This window comes from Streptomyces sp. NPDC056296 (genome assembly GCF_042268605.1).
Lineage (GTDB): Bacteria > Actinomycetota > Actinomycetes > Streptomycetales > Streptomycetaceae > Streptomyces.
Genome location: NZ_JBHJRX010000001.1, coordinates 62,221 through 80,838 on the forward strand (window position 1 = coordinate 62,221; position 18,618 = coordinate 80,838).

Here is an 18,618-nt window from a genome sequence, read left to right on the forward strand (position 1 = left end):
ACCGGCCGTCGTGCGCGATCCGCACCGACTGAGACCGGGTGGCTGAGCCGCGCCGACGGAGACCGGGTGACTGAGCCGCGCCGACGGAGGCCCGGTGGCTACGCCTCCGCGGGCTCCCGCACGTTCGCCCGTACCCAGTCCACGATCGACGCCGTCGTCGCGCCGGGCGTGAAGATCTCCGCGACGCCCTTCTCCTTCAGCGGGGCGATGTCCGCCTCGGGGATGATCCCGCCGCCGAAGACCAGGATATCCGCCGCGTCCCGCTCCCTGAGCAGGTCGATCACGGCGGCGAAGAGCGTGTTGTGCGCACCGGAGAGGATGGACAGCCCGATCGCGTCGGCGTCCTCCTGGATCGCGGTGTCCACGACCTGCTCGGGTGTCTGGTGGAGCCCGGTGTAGATGACCTCCATACCGGCGTCGCGCAGCGCCCGCGCGATCACCTTGGCCCCGCGATCGTGGCCGTCGAGCCCCGGCTTGGCCACCACCACGCGGATCGGACCGGCTGCCACACCCATCACTGCCTCCATGAAGCGACTACATCCATCCGTACCGACAAGTACCGCACACTTCGCCGACGCCGTACACAGCAGCACGGGCACAGACGCCCCGCACCACATCGTCCGGGGAAGTGAACGAACGTTATCGCCAGCATCCCGCAACCGGCAGTTTCACGGTGGATACAGAGGGGGAAATCACACGGTGGGACACGTTCGCCGCGAGCAGTTACGGGGCGCGGCGGCAACACGCGCACGGAGAGCCGCAGCGAGGGCAGGACAGGCCAGCAGCGGGGCCTCGTCGCCGTATCACCGACACCACAGGGCACACGGGCCACACAGGGCTCACAGAGCGCTGACGCGTCGCTTCGGCACGCCCATACGGGCAAACCTCGCAAACATCACCAATCACTGGTGTCACGGCTCTCCACGAGGGCACACGGGGGACAGAGGCGTCCCTGCGCGTGCCGACAGGAGGTCGGCCCATGAAGGTCACCACGGCAGCACTGCCCCTTCTCCCGCTCTGTCAGCGTCTTCTGCCAGGACTACCGGGACTGCCAGGACTGCCGGGGATACCGGAGCTGGCGGCCCTCCCGGGCCGGCTGACCGGGCTTTCCCTGACCCTCCTGAAGGCAAGCGCCCTGGAGGTCGCGATCCTCGCCGGGCACCTTCTCCTCTACCCCTCGGGGATCATCCAGGAGCGCCGCCCGGTGTGCACCCTCCCGACGACGGAGTCCCAGGACCCGCAGCCCTCCCCTCCCCCTCCCCGCCTCCCGGCCCGCACCAGCCCCCCGGTCGTCCTGCTGCACGGCTTCATCGACAACCGCTCGGTCTTCCTCCTCCTGCGCCGCAGCCTGGCCCAGCACGGCAGACACCAGATCGAGTCACTGAACTACTCCCCGCTGACCTGCGACATCCGCACCGCGGCCGAGTTGCTCGGCCGGCACGTGGAAGAGATCTGTGAGCGGACGGGCAGCGAGCGGGTCGACATCGTGGGACACAGCCTCGGCGGGCTGATCGCGCGGTACTACGTGCAGCGCCTCGCCGGAGACCTCCGCGTCCGGACACTCGTGACGCTCGGCACCCCGCACACCGGCACCCGAGTGGTCCCGCTGGCGAACGCGCACCCGATCGTGCGCCAGATGCGCCCCGGCTCGGCGGTACTCGAGGAACTGACCCGCCCCTCACCCGGCTGCCGTACGCAGTTCGTCAGCTTCTGGAGCGACCTGGACCGCGTGATGGACCCGCTGGAGACGGCCTGCCTCGACCACCCCGACCTGACCGTGCAGAACGTACGGGTGAGCGGCATCGGCCACCTCGCCCTGCCCGTGCACCCCGCCGTGGCCACCGGAATTCGCCAGGCGCTCGACACCGACGCGCCGGAGGCGGACACGGAAACCGGCAAGCGGGACGGTGGCCTGACGGTCGCCTGAGAGGCCCTGAGAGGTCCTGAGAGCGCGCGAAGACCGCGGAACTCGGCGGTCACAACCTGTTCAGCATCGAACAAACCTCGAACACAAAGCCAAACTCGTGCCCGCCGTCCCCCAAAACACGGCCGATTGCCCGTTTCCTTCGCGCGTGAAACCTGACGAAGATTGTCGTGCCCGTATACCGCCGGGTACAGTCGCCGCACTGCTCTGGCAGCCCCTGTTGTCGAGGCGAAAGAGAAGTTGGTGAACGACCGTCACCCGTCGGGGACCATGACCACCCCGGCCTCGGCTTCCGACGCCGATCCGGCGCAGTACGCGTCGTACGGCACAGGGGAGGCCCAGTACGGCGACCTCACCACGTACGGCGGCTACGACACCACCGGTTTTTCCACCGGCGCCACCGCCACGGCGACCTTCGACGCCGACCCTCTCTTCGGCAGCCTCCCGGGGCAGGACACCGGCGGCTACGACGCCACGGGCTCGTACGACACCACGGGTTCCTACGACGCCACCCAGTGGTCCACCGGCAGCGGACAGGCCCTGAACTACGACCCGTACGCGGCCCAGCACCACGCCGCCGCCTACGACACCGGCGCCTACGACACGACCGCGTGGGCGGCCGACGCCCAGCAGCCCGCCTCCGTGCCACCGCAGGCCACGAGCGTCGAGGCCACCGGGCAATGGGACACCGGCGCCTGGGCCCAGCCGGACCAGTCGGGCGATCCGGCCGACCGGACCCAGCAGTGGGCCTGGGACACGCAGACCTTCGAAACCGGCACCTTCACCACCGGCACCTTCGAAACCGGCACCTTCACGACCGGTACTTACCCGACCGGCACCTTCGCGACCGACGCCTACGAAGGCGGTACCTACGGGACCGGCACCTTCGCGACCGGCACGTTCGACACCGGCGCCTACGACGCCACGCAGTGGAACTCGGACGGCACCACGGCGCAGACACCGCAGACACCGCAGGCCCCGGACGCACCGGAGACGCCGCGGACACCGGAGAGCGCCGCGCCGGACGCCCCACCCGCCGCCGATGAACCCGGCCCGCACGACGACGGGTTGGCCGCCACCGGCGAACTCCCCACCGTGGGCGTTCTCCTGGAAGGCCAGGAAGAGGTCACCCCGGCCGCCCGCATCCCGGCCGCACGCACCGCCTCCCGCGGCGGGTCGCGTTCCCGCCGCCGCCAGCCCGCCAAGCGCTCGGCATTGATGACCATCGCCGTACCGTCGGCCTGCGTGATGAGCGTCGCCGGCATCGCCGCCGCCTCCGTCAGTGGCCTGACCGGCGACGACGGCACGGAGACCACGGCCTCCGCGGCGGACGCGGGCGGCGGCGCGGAAGCCGCGCCGGTGAAGCCGTCCACCGCCAACAACAAGCTGGACACCCAGCTCACGAGCCTCGCCGCCGGAGCCGACGACTTCGCCGACCGGGCCAGCCGCACGCAGGAACGCATCGACCTCAAGGCCCAGCAGGCCGCCGAGAAGAAGCGGGCGGCGGAGGAGGCGGCCCGCAAGGAGCGGCTGCGCCCCAAGTTCGCGCTCCCGGTCGCCCAGCACGGCCTCAGCGCGTACTACGGCCAGGCCGGCATCAACTGGATGTCCGTGCACAGTGGCATCGACTTCCCCGTCTCGTACGGCACGACGGTGATGGCCGCGACCGACGGCACGGTCCGCACGCAGTACAACAGCGCGTACGGGAACATGATGATCGTGACCGCGAAGGACGGCACGGAGACGTGGTACTGCCACCTCTCCAGCTACCAGGTCCCCTCCGGTACGACGGTGAAGGCCGGCGACGCGATCGCGTTCTCCGGCAACTCGGGCAACTCGACCGGCCCGCACCTGCACTTCGAGGTGCGCCCCGCGGGCGGCTCGGCGATCGACCCGCTCTCGTGGCTGCGCAGCCACGGCCTCAACCCGTCGTGACACCGTAACGTCTCCAGCAGGACCCGGACGACGTACGGGCCGCTCAAGCCGCCCGCACGCGCCCGCGAGTCACGCACCCTCAGAGTTTCTCCACCGGCGCGTACCGCAGCAGCAGCCGCTTCGGCTTGGTGTCCCCGAAGTCGATGGTCGCCTCGGCGTTCGACCCGGTGCCCTTGATCCCGACCACCGTCCCGAGCCCGAACTGGTCGTGCGTGACGCGGTCACCGACCGACAGCGCGACCGTCGCCTGCTCGGCGGAGGCGGACCGGCGCGTGGCGAAGCCGGACGCGCCCGACGCCGAGGAACGGGAACGGGACGACGACAGCGAGGCCGCCACGCCCGAGACCGGCGCGGAGGGCGCGGGTCCGTTCGCCCCGGTCCGCTTCCACTCCAGGTGAGGTGCCGGGATCTCCTCCAGGAAGCGCGAGGGCGGGTTGTACGACGGCTGCCCCCAAGCGCTGCGCAGCGTCGACCGGGTCAGGTACAGCCGCTCGCGGGCGCGCGTGATGCCGACGTACGCGAGGCGCCGTTCCTCCTCCAGCTCCTTGGCCTGGCCGAGGGCGCGCATGTGCGGGAAGACGCCGTCCTCCATGCCGGTGAGGAAGACGACCGGGAACTCCAGGCCCTTGGCGGTGTGCAGGGTCATCAGGGTGACGACGCCGTCGCCGTCCTCTTCGTCGGGGATCTGGTCGGAGTCGGCGACCAGCGCGACCTTCTCCAGGAAGTCGGCCAGCGTCCCGGCCTCCTCGCTCTCGGCCCGCTCCTGTTCGAACTCCAGGGCGACGGCCGCGAGTTCCTGGAGGTTCTCGATGCGGGTCTCGTCCTGCGGGTCGGTGGAGGCCTGCAACTCGGCGAGGTAGCCGGTGCGTTCGAGGATCGCCTCAAGGACGGTCGCCGGTCCGGCGCCGGACTCGACGATCGTACGGAGGTCCTCCATGAGGGTGTTGAACCGCTTGACGGCGTTGGCGGAGCGCGCGGCCATGCCGTACGCCTCGTCGACCCGCTTGAGGGCCTGCGGGAAGCTGATCTTCTCCCGCTGGGAGAGGGCGTCGATCATGGCCTCGGCACGGTCGCCGATGCCGCGCTTGGGGACGTTGAGGATGCGGCGCAGCGGCACCGAGTCCTCGGGGTTGGCCAGCACCCGCAGGTAGGCCAGGACGTCCCGGACCTCCTTGCGCTCGTAGAAGCGGACGCCGCCGACGACCTTGTAGGGCAGGCCGACACGGATGAAGACCTCTTCGAAGACACGGGACTGCGCGTTGGTGCGGTAGAAGACGGCGACGTCGCCGGCCTTCGCCTCGCCCGCGTCGGTGAGGCGGTCTATCTCGTCGGCGACGAACTGGGCCTCGTCGTGCTCGGTGTCGGCGACGTACCCGGTGATCTGCGAGCCGGCGCCCTGGTTGGTCCACAGGTTCTTGGGGCGGCGGGACTCATTGCGCTCGATGACCGCGTTGGCGGCGGTGAGGATCGTCTGGGTGGAGCGGTAGTTCTGCTCCAGGAGGATCGTCGTCGCGTCCGGGTAGTCCTCCTCGAACTGGAGGATGTTGCGGATGGTGGCGCCGCGGAAGGCGTAGATCGACTGGTCGGCGTCGCCCACCACGCAGAGCTCGGCGGGCGGGACCTCGGCCTCGGGCGGCACGTCGACGGCGTGCTCGGTGGTGCCGACGAGCTCGCGGACCAGGGAGTACTGGGCGTGGTTGGTGTCCTGGTACTCGTCGACCAGGACGTGCCGGAAGCGGCGGCGGTAGTGCTCGGCGACGTCCGGGAAGGCGCGGAGCAGGTTGACCGTCGTCATGATCAGGTCGTCGAAGTCGAGGGCGTTGGCCTCGCGCAGCCGCGACTGGTACATGGCGTACGCCTGCGCGACGGTCTTCTCGAAGCCGTCGGCGGCCTGGGCGGCGAAGTCCTCCTCGTCGATCAGCTCGTTCTTCAGGTTGCTGATCTTGGCGCTGAAGGACTTGGGCGGGAAGCGCTTGGGGTCCAGGTCCAGGTCACGGCAGACCAGCGCCATGAGCCGCTTGGAGTCGGCCGCGTCGTAGATCGAGAAGGACGACGTGAACCCGAGCTTCTTCGACTCGCGGCGCAGGATGCGGACGCACGCGCTGTGGAAGGTCATCACCCACATCGCGTTCGCGCGCGGGCCGACGAGCTGTTCCACGCGCTCCTTCATCTCGCCCGCGGCCTTGTTGGTGAAGGTGATGGCGAGGATCTGGCCGGGGTGGACGCTCCGCTCGGCCAGCAGGTGGGCGATGCGGTGGGTGAGCACGCGGGTCTTGCCCGAGCCGGCTCCGGCAACGATGAGCAGCGGGGAGCCGGAGTGGACGACGGCGGCGCGCTGGTTCTCGTTCAACCCCTCCAGGAGCGCGGCCGCGTCCAGGGCGGGGCGCGGGGCGCCGTCCCGGTAGTGGGTGTCCCGGTCCGGCGGCGCGTCGAACTTCCCGGCGAACAGATCGTGCGGAACCGGCTCCGGTCCGTGATCGTCCTCGGGCGGCGGCGGAGGTTCCTCCTCGTGACCCCGGGGGGTCTGGAGGCTCGCCAGGAAGCTGTCGTCAAAGAGGCTGCTCATCGCTCTCCGAGTCTAGGGCGCCCCACCGACAACCCGGTGCCACCCCGGAAAATGGCCGGGATCCGGCCACCGGGCACGCCCTGCGACAGAACGGGCCACGAAGAGTGACCGACGAGGGGCCGCACACCGAAGGTCACGAAAATGTATCGGGCATATCACCCACCAACCTTCACAGCCGCCACACGAGTTGGCTACGGTGCGGGCAGGCCGCACGACCCCCTCCGGCGAACGTCGCCGGGCCGCGCGGCCTCCGCCGAGTCCGGCGTGCCCGCACGGCGCCCGGAGCCGGGGACCCGACCGAGAACCTTGGGGTGAATCGGCCGCACCGCCCTCCAGGGGGGCGGATCCGCCGTAGGGCAACCCTTCCGCGCCACACCGCCCGAACCCTCCCCCAGGGCCCGAAAGGCCTGGGGGTACCCCCACCGCTAACCCGGTAGGCGGAGATCGGAAGGAGTCGCCTCCTTGGCGTCGCACCGCAAGTCGCGTCCCACGGGTACGCGCGTCGCAGGCATACGGACCCCCGCCCTCGCCACGGCGGCCCTCACCTCCGTCGCCCTGCTGTCCCAGACGGCCACCGCCGCGCCGTCGGACGACGACAGGCCGAGCCTCGAAGAGGTCGAGAAGAAGGTCGACGACCTGTACCGCCAGGCGGGGTCGGCGACGGAGAAGTACAACGCGGCCAAGGAGAAGACCTCCAAGCAGCGCAAGCGCGTCGACACCCTCCTCGACGACGTCGCCAAGCGCACCCAGAAGCTCAACGAGGCGCGCGAGGAGCTGGGTTCCTTCGCCTCCGCCCAGTACCGCACGGGCTCCACGGTCCCGGAGACCGCGACCTTCCTGCTCGCGGACTCGCCGCAGGACTACGTCGACCGGACCCACCTGATGGACCGGCTCACCGGCCGCCAGAAGGACGCGGTCGACGACTACGCCACGCAGCAGTCCGAGACGATGGAGAAGCGCCGGGAGGCGACCGAGAGCCTCGAGACGCTCACCGAGTCGCAGAGCGACCTCAAGACGGCCAAGGCCACCGTGCAGAAGAAGCTCGCCACCGCGCGAGAGCTGCTGTCGGAGCTGACCGCCGAGGAGAAGGCCCGGCTCGCGGCGATCGAGAAGAAGAAGCAGGAGGAGGCCGCCCGCAAGGCCGCGGAACTCGCGAAGCGGCAGGCCGAGGAGCGGAAGCGGCAGGAGCAGGCCGACCGGCAGGAGAGCGACGCCTCCTCGAGTTCCTCCGGATCATCCGACTCCGGCGGCACCGGTACGGAAACCGGGCCCACCACGCCCGACCCCTCCTACGGCACCAAGGCCGAGAAGGCACTCGCCTTCGCCCGCGCCCAGATCGGCAAGCCGTACGTCTGGGGCGCCACCGGCCCCGACTCGTACGACTGCTCGGGCCTGACCCAGGCCGCCTGGAAGGACGCGGGGGTGACACTGCCGCGCACCACCTACGACCAGGTCGACGCCGGCACGACCGTCCCGGTCTCCCAGGCCCAGCCCGGCGACCTGGTCTTCTTCTACGACGACCTCAGCCACGTCGGCCTCTACATCGGCAACGGCATGATGATCCACGCCCCGAAGCCGGGCGCGTACGTCCGCGAGGAGTCGATCTTCTACGACGGCGAGTCGTCGATCCACAGCGTGGTGCGCCCCGCCTGAGCCGCGCGGGTCCTTAGCATCGGGCGCATGTCATCCGGCACCTCTCCCACCTCCCCGTATCCCCGGCGCGCCTGGTGGGCGCAGCGTCCGCCGGCGGCCGGGGCCGCGGTCATGGCGACCGGCATCCTGTCGGTCGCCCTGCACCTGACGGGCCACGAGGTCCTGTCCCGGATCGCCCTGGTCCTGGCCTGCGCCGCCTGGCTGACGCTGGCGGCGAACTTCGTCTACCTGCTGCTGGTCGAGCGGACGCAGTGGGTGACGCGGGCGGGGACACCGGGCGCGCTCACCGCCGTGGCCGCGACGACCGTGCTCGGCACCCGCGTCTCCCTGTTCGGCTGGTCACCCGTGGCGGCGGCGCTGCTGGCGCTGGCGGCGCTGCTGTGGCCGGGGCTGCTGTACCTGGTCGTCACGCACTGGGGGCGCCGGATGCCCGGGGCGGTGTTCCTGGGGTGTGTGGCCACGGAGGGGGTGGCCGTGCTGGGCGCCACGCTGGCCGCGGCCACCTCGACGGCCTGGCTCGCGCACGCGTCCCTGGTGCCGTTCTGGCTGGGGATCGTGCTCTACCTGATCGCGTTGTTCCGCTTCGATCTGCGGCAGGTGGCCCGGGGGTCCGGCGACCACTGGGTGGCGGGCGGCGCGCTCGCCATCTCGGCCCTCGCCGGCGCCAAGCTCCTCGCGGCGGCCGGGACGGGCATGTACCTGTGGAACAACGACGACTACGCCGTCCTGCACGACGTGACCGTCTTCCTGCTCGCCCTCGACCTCGCCTGGTACGCCGTACTGCTCGCCGCCGAGATCGCGTGGCCCCGGATCCGCTACGACGTGCGCCGCTGGTCGACCGTCTTCCCCCTCGGCATGACGGCGGCGGCGACGCTGTCCGTCGCCGCCGTCCTCGACGTCCCGTGGCTGGACGCGCCCGGTCAGGCCCTGCTGTGGATCGCGGTGGCCGCGTGGCTGGCGGTCGCGGCGGGGGCGGTCCTCCAGGCCAGGGCCGGGCTGCGGTCCGCGGGCGCGGACGCCGGGCAGATCAGGTCCACAGCACCGCGATGAAGATGTTCGCCACGGTCAGCAGGCCCACCAGGCCGAACAGCGGCTTCTCCACCTTCTCGTCGTCCCGCTTCACGTAGACCAGGCCGAGGATCACGATCAGCAGGGCGAGCTTCACGCCCATCTTGACGTTGTCGACGGACTGGTCGTCGGCCTGGTTGAGGCCGATCAGGATGACGCCGGTGACCAGCATGGTCAGCGCGCCGTGCAGCATCGCGGGGACGAAACGGCCCGTGCCCTGGCCCATCGCCTTCATCTGGGTCAGGAAGCCCCCGAGGAGCGACGCGATGCCGATGATGTGCAGACCGACGAAAATGTGGATGAGTACGTCCATGGGGCCGGAGCCTAATCAGGGGTCCGGACACCCTCGGACACCGGCCCGGCGGAGGCACTGACCGGGGTGCATATATGCGCCCCATAACACCTCACGCCCCTCGTGCGTCTCCGATCCGGGACATCGGTCATCACCCTGCGTGAAGGCGACGGCCGCCGGGCGGGCTCCTGATCACATACGGTCGCCGGCCGATCCGGTGCCGCCACTTCCGCGCATCCCGTCACCCAGCCGTTACCGCCGCGCCTAGCGTCCTCCCCCAGGCAACCGGCCACCGGCAGCCGACAACCGGCAACCGGAGTCGAGTCGTACGGAAGGACGTGGATCGCAGGTGGGAACGCACCGCAGGCCGCGACAGCGCGCGACGGGCGGCGGGAGGGCCCGTACGGCGGCCACGATCACCCTCGCGGGCGCGGCAACGGCGACCGGGCTGGGCGCCGGCACCGGGCACGCCGATCCGGAACCGACGCCGGCGCAGGTCGAGGCCAAGGTGGACAAGCTCTACCAGGAGGCGGAGGTCGCCACCGAGAAGTACAACGGCGCGAAGGAGAAGGCGGACGCCGCCGAGCAACGCCTGGAGAAACTGCGGGACGAGGCGGCCCGCAAGGCGGACCGGCTCAACTCCACCCGGGAGCGACTCGGTTCGGTCGCGACGGCCCAGTACCGCAGCGGCGGCCTGGACCCGGCCCTGCAACTCGCGCTCTCCGCCGACCCCGACCGGTATCTCGACGGCGCCGCCTTCATCGAGCGGGCGGGCAGCCGGCAAGCGGCCACCGTGGGCCGGGCGCGCAAGGAGCTGCGGGAGATCGAGCAGTTGCGCGGAGCCGCCCGCGTCGAGGTCACCTCGCTCACGTCACGCCGGGCCGAGCTGAAACGTCACCGCGAGACCATCACCGGCAAGCTGGACACGGCCCGCCGCCTGCTGTCCCGGCTGACGGCCGAGGAACGCGCCCGCCTCGGCCACGGCACGGGCGACCGCGCCTCGCGCTCGTCGGCGGGCTCCCGGGACGCCCTGCCCGCCCCCTCCGCCCAGGCCCCCGACTCCCGCGCCGCGACGGCCGTCGCCTACGCCCACCAGAAGCTCGGCAGCCCCTACGTGTGGGGCGCGACAGGCCCCGACGCCTTCGACTGCTCGGGCCTCATCCAGGCCGCCTACCGCGCCGCCGGTGTCTCCCTCCCCCGCACGACCTACGCCCAGATCGACGCGGGCCGCCGCGTCTCACGGCCCGAACTGCGTCCTGGGGACCTGGTGTTCTTCTACTCGGGCATCAGTCACGTCGGCCTCTACATCGGCAACGGCCGGATGATCCACGCCCCGAACCCGTCGGCACCGGTCCGCGTGGCCCCGATCGACGAGATGCCGTTCGCGGGGGCTACGCGGGTGGCGTAGCGGCCGGTGCGTGTACCCGCCTCCGCCCGGTCACACCAGCCGTCGGGCCGTCGCCCACCGCGTCAGCTCGTGCCGGTTGGACAGCTGGAGCTTGCGGAGCACCGCCGAGACGTGGGACTCGACCGTCTTCACCGAGATGTACAGCTGCTTGGCGATCTCCTTGTACGCGTAGCCGCGGGCGATCAGACGCAGCACCTCGCGCTCGCGCTGGGTGAGGCGGTCGAGGTCCTCGTCGACCGGCGGGGCGTCGGTGGAGGCGAAGGCGTCGAGGACGAAGCCGGCCAGACGCGGGGAGAAGACGGCGTCGCCCTCCTGGACGCGGAAGACGGAGTTCACCAGGTCCGTGCCGGTGATCGTCTTGGTCACATAGCCCCGGGCGCCGCCGCGGATCACGCCGATCACGTCCTCCGCCGCGTCCGAGACGGACAGGGCGAGGAAGCGGACGGGCTGATCGGCGTCGCTCATCAAGGGGGCGCACCGGCGCAGGACTTCGACACCGCCGCCGCCCGGGAGGTGCACGTCGAGCAGGACCACCTCCGGCCGAGTCGCGGTGATGACCGTGACGGCCTGGTCGACGTCGGCGGCCTCGCCGACGACCTCGACCCCGGTCTGCGCGGTCTGGCCGATCTCGGCCTGGACGCCGGTGCGGAACATGCGGTGGTCGTCGACGAGCACCACGCGCACGTGACGCTCCCCCGCGCCGCCGTTCGCCGGCTGTGCGGGCTCGGCCGCCTCGCCCGCTCCCGCCGTTCCGTTCGCCTCGGTCGGGTCGCTCACGTGTTCTCCGCCCTCTCCATCTCCAGCTCGACCTCCGTGCCGCCGTCCGGCACCGCGCGCAGCCGCGCCGTGCCGCCGTTGCGCTCCATGCGGCCGATGATCGATTCTCTGACGCCCATGCGGTCGGCGGGTATCGAGTCGAGGTCGAAGCCGGGGCCGCGGTCCCGGACGGACACGAAGACCGTCCTGCCCTCGACTTCGGCGAAGACCTGTACGGCGCCGCCCTCGCCACCGTACTTGGCGGCGTTCACCATCGCCTCGCGTCCGGCCTGCATCTGTGCGCTGATTCTCTCGTCGAGGGGGCAGTCGCCGACGACCACGACCTCGATGGGGACGCCGTGCTTGTCCTCGACCTCGGCGGCATTGCGCTTCACGGCCTCGGCGAGGGTGGTGGGTTCGTCGTCCTCGTCCTTGCCGTTGCCCTCCGGCTTGTAGAGCCAGGCGCGCAGGTCGCGCTCCTGGGCGCGGGCCAGGCGGCGCACCTCGCCCGGGTTCTCCGCGCTGCGCTGGATCAGGGTCAGGGTGTGCAGCACCGAGTCGTGGACGTGGGCGGCGACCTCGGCCCGCTCCTGGGCCCGGATGCGCATCAGCCGCTCCTCGGAGAGGTCCTGCGTCATGCGCACCAGGTAGGGGCCGGCGAGGAGCGTTATACCGACGAGGACCGCGAGGGCCGCCTGGAGAACGGAACCGAGGTGGGCGGCGGACCCCTGGAGGACGAAGATGCCGGTGGCACCGGCCGTCACCAGCAGGACGCCGGCCACGGAGCGCAGCAGGGTGACCGTGCGCCGGTGGCGCCCGACCTCGGCCCAGCGGGCCCGGCGGGCGTTGTCCGCCTGGCGCCAGACGAGGGCGACGCCGGCGCCGACCAGCACGGTCGGCCAGAGGTAGGCCTTGGCTCCGCCACCGAGGTCGACGTTGCCCACGAAGACCAGGGCCACGACGACCATGAGGAGCAGGGCGACGATCTGGCCCTTGTCCGGCTTGCGGGCGACGAGTCTGCGGCGGCCGTCCGGCGCGGTCTCGGAGGTGACGAGGGACGGCGGCCGCTGCGCGTCGACCCCGCCGACGCCCAGCGGTACGAAGAACCAGAAGGCCGCGTACAGCAGCGCGCCCAGGCCGTCGGCCATGAACAGGCCGACGAAGGCGAACCGTACCCAGATGACGGGCAGCCCGAGGTGTCCGGCGAGCCCCCGCGCCACGCCACCGAGCCAGCGTCCGTCGCTGCTGCGGTAGAGCTTGCGCGGCGGCCGCGGTTCGACGAGTGGCGCTGCTGCGGCTTCCGGCATGACACAGATGGTCACACGGCCGCGGGAGCCGAGGCATCAGGGTCGGTCCCCGAGACTCCCCTGATCTTCCGGCCCGGGGGTCTTCGAACGCTCCCCCGGCGTCGTGTCAGGGCCGATATCAGGGTCCGACCAGGGTCGAACCGACTGCCGTCACGGCGCCGCGCCCGTCACCATGGACTCATGACAGATCACGAGCACGCCGCGACGGGTCCGGGACCCGGTCCCGGCCCGCGCCCTCCCCTGGGCGCCGGGCCGCAGGGCGCCGCGCCCGCCGCGGATGCCGCGGATGCCGCGGGTGGTGCCGCAGCCGACGCGGGCGCCCCCGTCGGCACCGATGTCCCCGGGCCGCCCCACAAGTTCCGGCGCGACCGGCGGCACAAGACGCTCGCCGGGGTGTGCGCGGGCCTCGGGCGGCAGTGCGACATGGATCCGGTGATCTTCCGGATCACCCTCGCCGTGCTCTCCGCGACCGGCGGTATCGGCCTCATCTTCTACGGCTTCGCCTGGCTCTTCGTCCCTTACGACGACGAGGACGAGAACGAGGTGCGCAAGCTGCTGACCGGCCGGGTCGACGGCCAGGCGCTGACGGCCGTGCTGTTCGCCCTGGTCGGCTGCGGAGTTTTCCTGACCATGCTGAACAACGGCGGGGTGCTGACCTTCGCCGTCGTCCTCTCCCTCGTCCTCGCGGGCGCCGGGTACTGGTCCCGGCAGCGGAAGGCTCCCGCCCCCGACCCGCTCTCCGCCCAGGCCGCGGCCGACGCTCCACCGGAGGCCCAGGCACCCCCGGTCATGATCACTTGGCCCTCCTGGTGGCGCGACCCCATAGTCAAGGACGGCACCCACATCGGCGGGACGGGCTATCTGTGGGGCCCACCGGACTCCGAGGACCGCGACATCGCGGCGGCCGTCAACATCGGCCGGGGCCAGGGCCGTGCCCGCTCCGCCGCGAGCGACCGGCGCTCGCGGTCCCCGCAACAGCGCGGTCCTCGCGGAATCGGCGGCTGGGTGTTCCTCCTCGCCCTGCTCGCGGCGTTTCTCGGCACCCGGCTGACCTGGGACGAACGCCCGCTCGGCACCAGTCTGCAGACCGGCCTGGCCTGCGCCCTCGCCGTCTTCGGCGTCGGCATCGCGGTCAGCGCCTTCCTGGGGCGCACAGGGGCCGGCTCGGTCTTCCTGGCGATCATGACGGCGGGCCTGCTCGCCGGGTCGGCGGCCGTGCCCAAGGACGTCGGCACCGATTGGGTCCGGACCACCTGGGAGCCCACGACGGTGGCCGGCGTACGCGAGCAGTACGACATAGGTACCGGCAGCGGCACCCTCGACCTGTCCCGGCTCGATCTGGCCGAGGGGCAGACACTGACCACCCGGGCCGACGTGGGCATGGGCCGCATACGGGTCGTCGTGCCGCAGGACGTGACCGTGCGGCTGAGCGTCGAGGTGGGCGTGGGCGACATCCAGCTGCCCGGTGACGACAAGAAGGACGTGGACGTGGCACCGGGCAAGCACAAGGAGATCACCCTGCCCCCCACCACGGGCGGCAAGAACGCCGGCACCCTCGACCTCGACCTCCAGGTCGGCGTCGGACAGGCGGAGGTGGCCCGTGCTGCGTCATAGGTTCCAGCCCGGACGACTGGTCGCCGGCTTCTTCCTGACCCTTGCCGGTGTCATCTACGCCGGCGACGCGGGCGGTCTCTGGGAGACGCCGTGGTTCGTGGTGATCCCCCTCGTCGTGGGCGGCCTCTGCACCGCGGGAGCGGTCGGGGTCCTGGACCAGGCCGTGCACCGACGCCGCGAAGCACTCCGCGCGGCGAAAGGGGACGCGCCCCGGGCGGACCTCCCCGGCTGACGGAGCTCGGGGCGGCGGTGGGAGGGTTCGCGGCTGGAAGGCCACTCGGCGGGACCCGAGGGCTACTTACCGGTAACCGACCGTTCGCTGTCGTCGCCGGGAGCGCAGGGCGGCGTCCAGGGACAGCAGCGGGGCGCCCGCGAGGACGAGGGGAGTCCAGGCCATGAGGTAGGCGAGGTCGTTGCCGTAGTAGTACGGGTCGGAGGCCCAGCTGACGGTCAGCCACAGGCTGAGCGAGATCAGCGCGCCGCCGAGCGCCGCCAGCCGGGTCAGCAGTCCGAGCAGGGTGCCGATGCCGACCGCCAGCTCGCCCAGGGCGATGGCGTAGCCGAAACCGGCGGGGCTCTTCAGTGCCAGGTCGACCAGGGAGGGGATGGCCGAGGAGTCGCGGACGGTACGCATCATGTCGCCGACGGAACCGGCGCCCGCGTCCTTCATGAAGGCACTGTCCGTGAGTTTGTCCAGGCCCGCGTAAATGAAGGTGACGCCCAGAAAGATCCGTAGCGGCAGGAGCGCGTACCGGGTGGCGTGATCACGCCAGTCTCCGCCGCCGCCCGGATGCGAGGTGTACGCATCCGTCCGCATGCCGTGAGTCATCACTGCCAGCCGCCTCTCGCCCGCGCGTGCCGAGACCCCACCAGACCATACGTACGACGCGGGGGCCTCTCTCAACCCTTCTGCGACCGGTTTCTTCCTATCGGTTTCGACAGGTAGCGGTTTCGACAGGCCGACGGTCGGCAGCGGGGTCGGTGGGGCGTCAGTCCGTCACGTCGATCGCGTACCGGTTGGTTTCCACGCCCGCGCTCGTGACCACCTGGACGTCCACCCGGCCCGGTTCCACGTCCGCCGGTACCGGGACCGTCAGCAGGTCGTCCGTGGGGTTGCTGAAGCCGCCGGTCACCGGGACCAGAGGTACGTGGACGTTGACCGCGCCGATACGGACGACCATCCGGGACAGTCGGTCCGCGCGCTGCGCGCCCGGCGGTACGAAGCCGGCGCCCCGGATCTCGATGTCGTCGCCGGTGCGGATCGGGGCGTCCAGGTCGCCGGCCTCCCGTGCCCGGACCACGGAGAGGATCACGGGGCGCCCGCCCTCCGCGTACTTACCGGCCACGTAGGTCGCCGCCGACACCAGCACCACGACCGCCAGCCCCCACGGCAGGTCCGGCAGTTGTTCCGGGCGCCTGGCCAGCCGCACGGCCGCGAAGACCAGCGCGACGGTGCTGATCACCACGTACTGGATGTCGGCGAAGGCCCCGCGGCCCGCGTCGTCCGTCAGCAGGTCGGCCGCGCGCGGCCGGTCCGCCCGTACCTTCTGCAGCCGCTGCCCCAGCACCCGCAGTCCGACCACCCGCCGCACCAGGACCGCGATCCCGCACACCACCGCGAGCACGGTCACCGCACCGGCGCCACGGGCGAGTTCGAGCCCGGAGATCAGCGCGTCCCGGCGGCCGGGGCCCGAGGCCACCGCCAGTTGCCCGGCCAGGACGAGCACCGCGTAGGCGACGAGGAGCACCCAGGCCGCCGCCACGGCCCGGGACGTGGACAGGCGGTTGTCCTCGCCGATGACCGGGGCCAGCGCCCCGCCCCGCGCGCGGTGGAACCACGACGCCGCCGTCAGCGCACCGGCCACGACCAGTGCCGCCGCGAGCCCGGCCGTGCGTGCCGCGGTCCAGCCGGCACCGATGGCGGTGAGCGACTGCCCGAGCAGCAGCAGTACGACCCCGGCCCACACGACGGTCGCCGTGCGGCGCCCGAGTGCCGCGAGCCATGCCTCGCCCTCGGCGCGACCGCGTTCGGCGACGTCTTCCGCCGACTGGGTCAACTCCTCCGAGACCCACTGCCGGGAAGCGGAGGCCGAGTGGGCCACCGCGGCCGGCAGGCCCTGTCCGGCCGCGAACTCGTCCCGCCGCAGCAGGAACGCGGCGACCGCCCGGCGGTGCCCCTCACGGGCGCCGTGCGGGCAGTCCCCGCAGGTGCAGCCACCGCCGTGCGCCGCCTCGTACGCGCCTTTGTCCGAGCCGCTCCCGCGTCTCGCCTCCTGCACCGCCACGCCCGACGCCCGCCTTCCCGAACCCCTGCTGAGAACCCAGTGACAACATCCGCGCGACATCCGCGGCACCGTCCGCGACAGCATCTGCCGCGCCACCCGTGATGAACCCGTAAGTCCCTTGGGACGACAGCGAATTGTGCCGTACACCACCCCCCGCGCGCCCGGCGCCCCCGGTCCGCTCTGCTCAGCGCGGGTGATGCGCGGACCGCCGTGTTGACCCGGCTGCGAGAATTCCCTTATGGCCGAGATCATCCAGCGCGACGGGACCTGGGCGTTCGACGGCAGTACGGTCCGGATCACACCGGGCCTGCATCGCTCGGTGCCGCTGTTCCGGCAGACGTACGGAGAGGTCTCGGTGCCGCTGGAGGCCGTCGCGGGCGTCGGCTTCGAGCCGGAACGCAAACGCGGGCGGCTGCGGTTGCGGCTGCGCGAGGGCGCCGACCCCCTCCTCCAGGCAACCGGCGGCCGGCTGCCCGACACGGCGGACCCGTACCGGCTGACGGTGGAGATCGACCGCTGCGGGGTCGCGGAGTACGTCGCCGAGGAGATCCGCCAAGCGCTGCTTCTCGACCAGATTCCCAAGGAGCCCACCGAGGGCTATCTGCTGCCCGGGCCGCCGGTGCCGGTCTCGGTGCGTTCCTCGGACGGCACGGTCTCCTTCGACGGCACCCAGGTGCGGATCGACTGGGCCGACACCTCCGACCGGGTCAAACGCGCCACCGGTCCGCGGATCATCGACGTCGAGGACCTGGTGCGGGTCGAGTGGCTGCCCAACTCCGGTGCCGAGGAGGGTTTCCTGCGGTTCGTGACCCGGGAGACGGTGTTCTCCAAGCTGCCGCCGGAGAAGGACCCGTACGCCCTGGACCTGTGGGGCAGCGCCCGCCGCGATCTGCTCACCGCGCTGATCGCCACCGCGGTCACGGCCCGGCTGCCGCATCCGTCGGCCCGTACGGGTGACGCGGACGGCACCGCTCCGGAGGAGTCGGCCGGGAGCGGACCGAGGCCCCGGCTCTCCGATGCTGTGCCGACACCACCAACGACGACGACGCCGCCGCATCCACAGCCGCAGCCGCAGCCGCAGCCGCCCGACCATCACGACGTCCTGCTGCGCCGGCTGCGCGAGCTGGGTGAGCTGCACCGAGGCGGCGTCCTCACGGACGCGGAGTTCGCCATGACGAAGGCGGCGGTGCTCCGGGGCTTCTGAACACGACCACGCTGACCACGACCATGCCGAACACGACCACGCCGAACACGACCCCGCGAGGCGCAATACCGACAGAAGGTGTCGGGTTTCGGCTGGAGACTAGGCGTATGACACCACGAACCGCCGCGACGAGCGCCGCCGCCAACTGGTCCGACTTCGCCACCGCCGAACCCGCACTGGCCGCCACCGTCGAGGCACGTTTCGGCGCGTACACCCACCACACCCTCGCCACCCTGCGCAAGGACGGCTCGCCTCGCACCACCGGCCTGGAGGTGCGCTTCCTGAGCGGCGAGCTGTGGCTCGGCATGATGCCGGGCTCGCTGAAGGCGCTCGACCTGCGCCGCGACGCACGGTTCGCGTTGCAGGCGAACCCGGGGGACGGCACCGGCATGGGCGGCGGCGACGTGCGGATCGGCGGCCGGGCGGTGGAGGTCGAGGACGCCGAGGCACGGGCCGGATACGTGAAAGAGGTGAAACCGCCGGAGCCGTTCCACCTCTTCCGTACCGAGCTGACGGAGGTCGTGCGGACCTACGTCGAGGGCGAGAATCTGGTCGTCCAGATCTGGCAGCCCGGGGAGCCCTTGCGCACGGTCAGGCGCGCGTAGG

16 protein-coding genes are annotated in these 18,618 nt (G+C 71.7%); 9 read left to right on the plus strand and 7 right to left on the minus strand.

All coding sequences use genetic code 11. The features are described from left to right. Positions 1-98 precede the first annotated feature (98 nt). A complete protein-coding gene (locus ACFCZF_RS00285; protein WP_375907231.1) occupies positions 99-515 on the minus strand; it encodes a cobalamin B12-binding domain-containing protein in 417 nt (138 codons plus the stop codon). Between the two features lie 464 nt (positions 516-979). On the opposite strand from ACFCZF_RS00285, the gene ACFCZF_RS00290 reads away from it, so the two are divergent. After that, a complete protein-coding gene (locus ACFCZF_RS00290; protein WP_376669755.1) occupies positions 980-1,927 on the plus strand; it encodes an esterase/lipase family protein in 948 nt (315 codons plus the stop codon). A 240-nt stretch (positions 1,928-2,167) separates the two neighbouring features. Continuing rightward, a complete protein-coding gene (locus ACFCZF_RS00295) occupies positions 2,168-3,859 on the plus strand; it encodes a M23 family metallopeptidase (protein ID WP_376669756.1) in 1,692 nt (563 codons plus the stop codon). A gap of 79 nt (positions 3,860-3,938) precedes the next feature. Here the strand turns inward: ACFCZF_RS00295 and pcrA are convergent, their stop codons facing one another. Then, positions 3,939-6,425: a DNA helicase PcrA gene (gene pcrA / locus ACFCZF_RS00300; protein ID WP_376669757.1), complete on the minus strand. Its 2,487-nt coding sequence runs from the start codon at positions 6,423-6,425 to the stop codon at positions 3,939-3,941. A gap of 462 nt (positions 6,426-6,887) precedes the next feature. Here pcrA and ACFCZF_RS00305 point away from each other — a divergent pair, with 462 nt between their 5' ends. Both ACFCZF_RS00305 and ACFCZF_RS00310 read left to right on the plus strand, forming a co-directional pair. Next, a complete protein-coding gene (locus ACFCZF_RS00305; RefSeq protein WP_376669758.1) occupies positions 6,888-8,078 on the plus strand; it encodes an NlpC/P60 family protein in 1,191 nt (396 codons plus the stop codon). A gap of 27 nt (positions 8,079-8,105) precedes the next feature. Further along, a complete protein-coding gene (locus ACFCZF_RS00310) occupies positions 8,106-9,128 on the plus strand; it encodes a tellurite resistance/C4-dicarboxylate transporter family protein (RefSeq protein ID WP_376669759.1) in 1,023 nt (340 codons plus the stop codon). Here ACFCZF_RS00310 and ACFCZF_RS00315 read toward each other — a convergent pair. Beyond that, positions 9,106-9,459: a hypothetical protein gene (locus ACFCZF_RS00315; RefSeq protein WP_376669760.1), complete on the minus strand. Its 354-nt coding sequence runs from the start codon at positions 9,457-9,459 to the stop codon at positions 9,106-9,108. The genes ACFCZF_RS00310 and ACFCZF_RS00315 overlap by 23 nt on opposite strands. A gap of 328 nt (positions 9,460-9,787) precedes the next feature. On the opposite strand from ACFCZF_RS00315, the gene ACFCZF_RS00320 reads away from it, so the two are divergent. Beyond that, on the plus strand, positions 9,788-10,846 hold the full coding sequence (locus ACFCZF_RS00320) for an NlpC/P60 family protein (protein ID WP_376669761.1): 1,059 nt from the start codon (positions 9,788-9,790) through the stop codon (positions 10,844-10,846). Positions 10,847-10,876: 30 nt separating this feature from the next. Here ACFCZF_RS00320 and ACFCZF_RS00325 read toward each other — a convergent pair whose 3' ends face one another. Then, a complete protein-coding gene (locus tag ACFCZF_RS00325; protein ID WP_376669762.1) occupies positions 10,877-11,623 on the minus strand; it encodes a LuxR C-terminal-related transcriptional regulator in 747 nt (248 codons plus the stop codon). Next, positions 11,620-12,909: a PspC domain-containing protein gene (locus ACFCZF_RS00330; protein WP_376669763.1), complete on the minus strand. Its 1,290-nt coding sequence runs from the start codon at positions 12,907-12,909 to the stop codon at positions 11,620-11,622. The genes ACFCZF_RS00325 and ACFCZF_RS00330 overlap by 4 nt, the downstream gene beginning before the upstream one ends. A gap of 180 nt (positions 12,910-13,089) precedes the next feature. Here ACFCZF_RS00330 and ACFCZF_RS00335 point away from each other — a divergent pair, with 180 nt between their 5' ends. Together ACFCZF_RS00335 and ACFCZF_RS00340 are read left to right on the plus strand one after the other, a co-directional pair. After that, entirely contained in the window at positions 13,090-14,523 is a 1,434-nt protein-coding gene (locus tag ACFCZF_RS00335) for a PspC domain-containing protein (protein WP_376669764.1), read from the plus strand. Further along, positions 14,510-14,755, plus strand: a complete 246-nt coding sequence (locus ACFCZF_RS00340) for a hypothetical protein (protein WP_376669765.1) — start codon at positions 14,510-14,512, stop codon at positions 14,753-14,755. Before ACFCZF_RS00335 ends, ACFCZF_RS00340 begins: the two co-directional genes overlap by 14 nt. Positions 14,756-14,821: 66 nt before the next feature. Here the strand turns inward: ACFCZF_RS00340 and ACFCZF_RS00345 are convergent, their stop codons facing one another. Beyond that, the gene (locus tag ACFCZF_RS00345) at positions 14,822-15,340 is read right to left on the minus strand and encodes a DoxX family membrane protein (RefSeq protein ID WP_376669766.1); all 519 of its coding nucleotides are present in this window, start codon (positions 15,338-15,340) and stop codon (positions 14,822-14,824) included. A 172-nt stretch (positions 15,341-15,512) separates the two neighbouring features. Further along, positions 15,513-16,808: a hypothetical protein gene (locus ACFCZF_RS00350; RefSeq protein ID WP_376669767.1), complete on the minus strand. Its 1,296-nt coding sequence runs from the start codon at positions 16,806-16,808 to the stop codon at positions 15,513-15,515. 238 nt (positions 16,809-17,046) lie between these two features. Here ACFCZF_RS00350 and ACFCZF_RS00355 point away from each other — a divergent pair, with 238 nt between their 5' ends. After that, on the plus strand, positions 17,047-18,012 hold the full coding sequence (locus ACFCZF_RS00355; protein ID WP_376669768.1) for a DUF4429 domain-containing protein: 966 nt from the start codon (positions 17,047-17,049) through the stop codon (positions 18,010-18,012). 107 nt (positions 18,013-18,119) lie between these two features. Then, a complete protein-coding gene (locus ACFCZF_RS00360; protein WP_376669769.1) occupies positions 18,120-18,617 on the plus strand; it encodes a pyridoxamine 5'-phosphate oxidase family protein in 498 nt (165 codons plus the stop codon). Position 18,618 lies beyond the last annotated feature (1 nt).

Excerpts from the sequence above, each read along its gene's own strand:
- ACFCZF_RS00290 (WP_376669755.1), top strand. The coding sequence starts at position 980 with ATGAAGGTCACCACGGCAGCACTGCCCCTTCTCCCGCTCTGTCAGCGT.
- ACFCZF_RS00355 (WP_376669768.1), top strand. The coding sequence starts at position 17,047 with ATGGCCGAGATCATCCAGCGCGACGGGACCTGGGCGTTCGACGGCAGT.
- ACFCZF_RS00315 (WP_376669760.1), bottom strand. The coding sequence starts at position 9,459 with ATGGACGTACTCATCCACATTTTCGTCGGTCTGCACATCATCGGCATC.
- ACFCZF_RS00310 (WP_376669759.1), top strand. The coding sequence starts at position 8,106 with ATGTCATCCGGCACCTCTCCCACCTCCCCGTATCCCCGGCGCGCCTGG.
- ACFCZF_RS00335 (WP_376669764.1), top strand. The coding sequence starts at position 13,090 with ATGACAGATCACGAGCACGCCGCGACGGGTCCGGGACCCGGTCCCGGC.
- ACFCZF_RS00345 (WP_376669766.1), bottom strand. The coding sequence starts at position 15,340 with ATGCGGACGGATGCGTACACCTCGCATCCGGGCGGCGGCGGAGACTGG.
- ACFCZF_RS00330 (WP_376669763.1), bottom strand. The coding sequence starts at position 12,909 with ATGCCGGAAGCCGCAGCAGCGCCACTCGTCGAACCGCGGCCGCCGCGC.
- ACFCZF_RS00285 (WP_375907231.1), bottom strand. The coding sequence starts at position 515 with ATGGGTGTGGCAGCCGGTCCGATCCGCGTGGTGGTGGCCAAGCCGGGG.
- pcrA (WP_376669757.1), bottom strand. The coding sequence starts at position 6,425 with ATGAGCAGCCTCTTTGACGACAGCTTCCTGGCGAGCCTCCAGACCCCC.
- ACFCZF_RS00360 (WP_376669769.1), top strand. The coding sequence starts at position 18,120 with ATGACACCACGAACCGCCGCGACGAGCGCCGCCGCCAACTGGTCCGAC.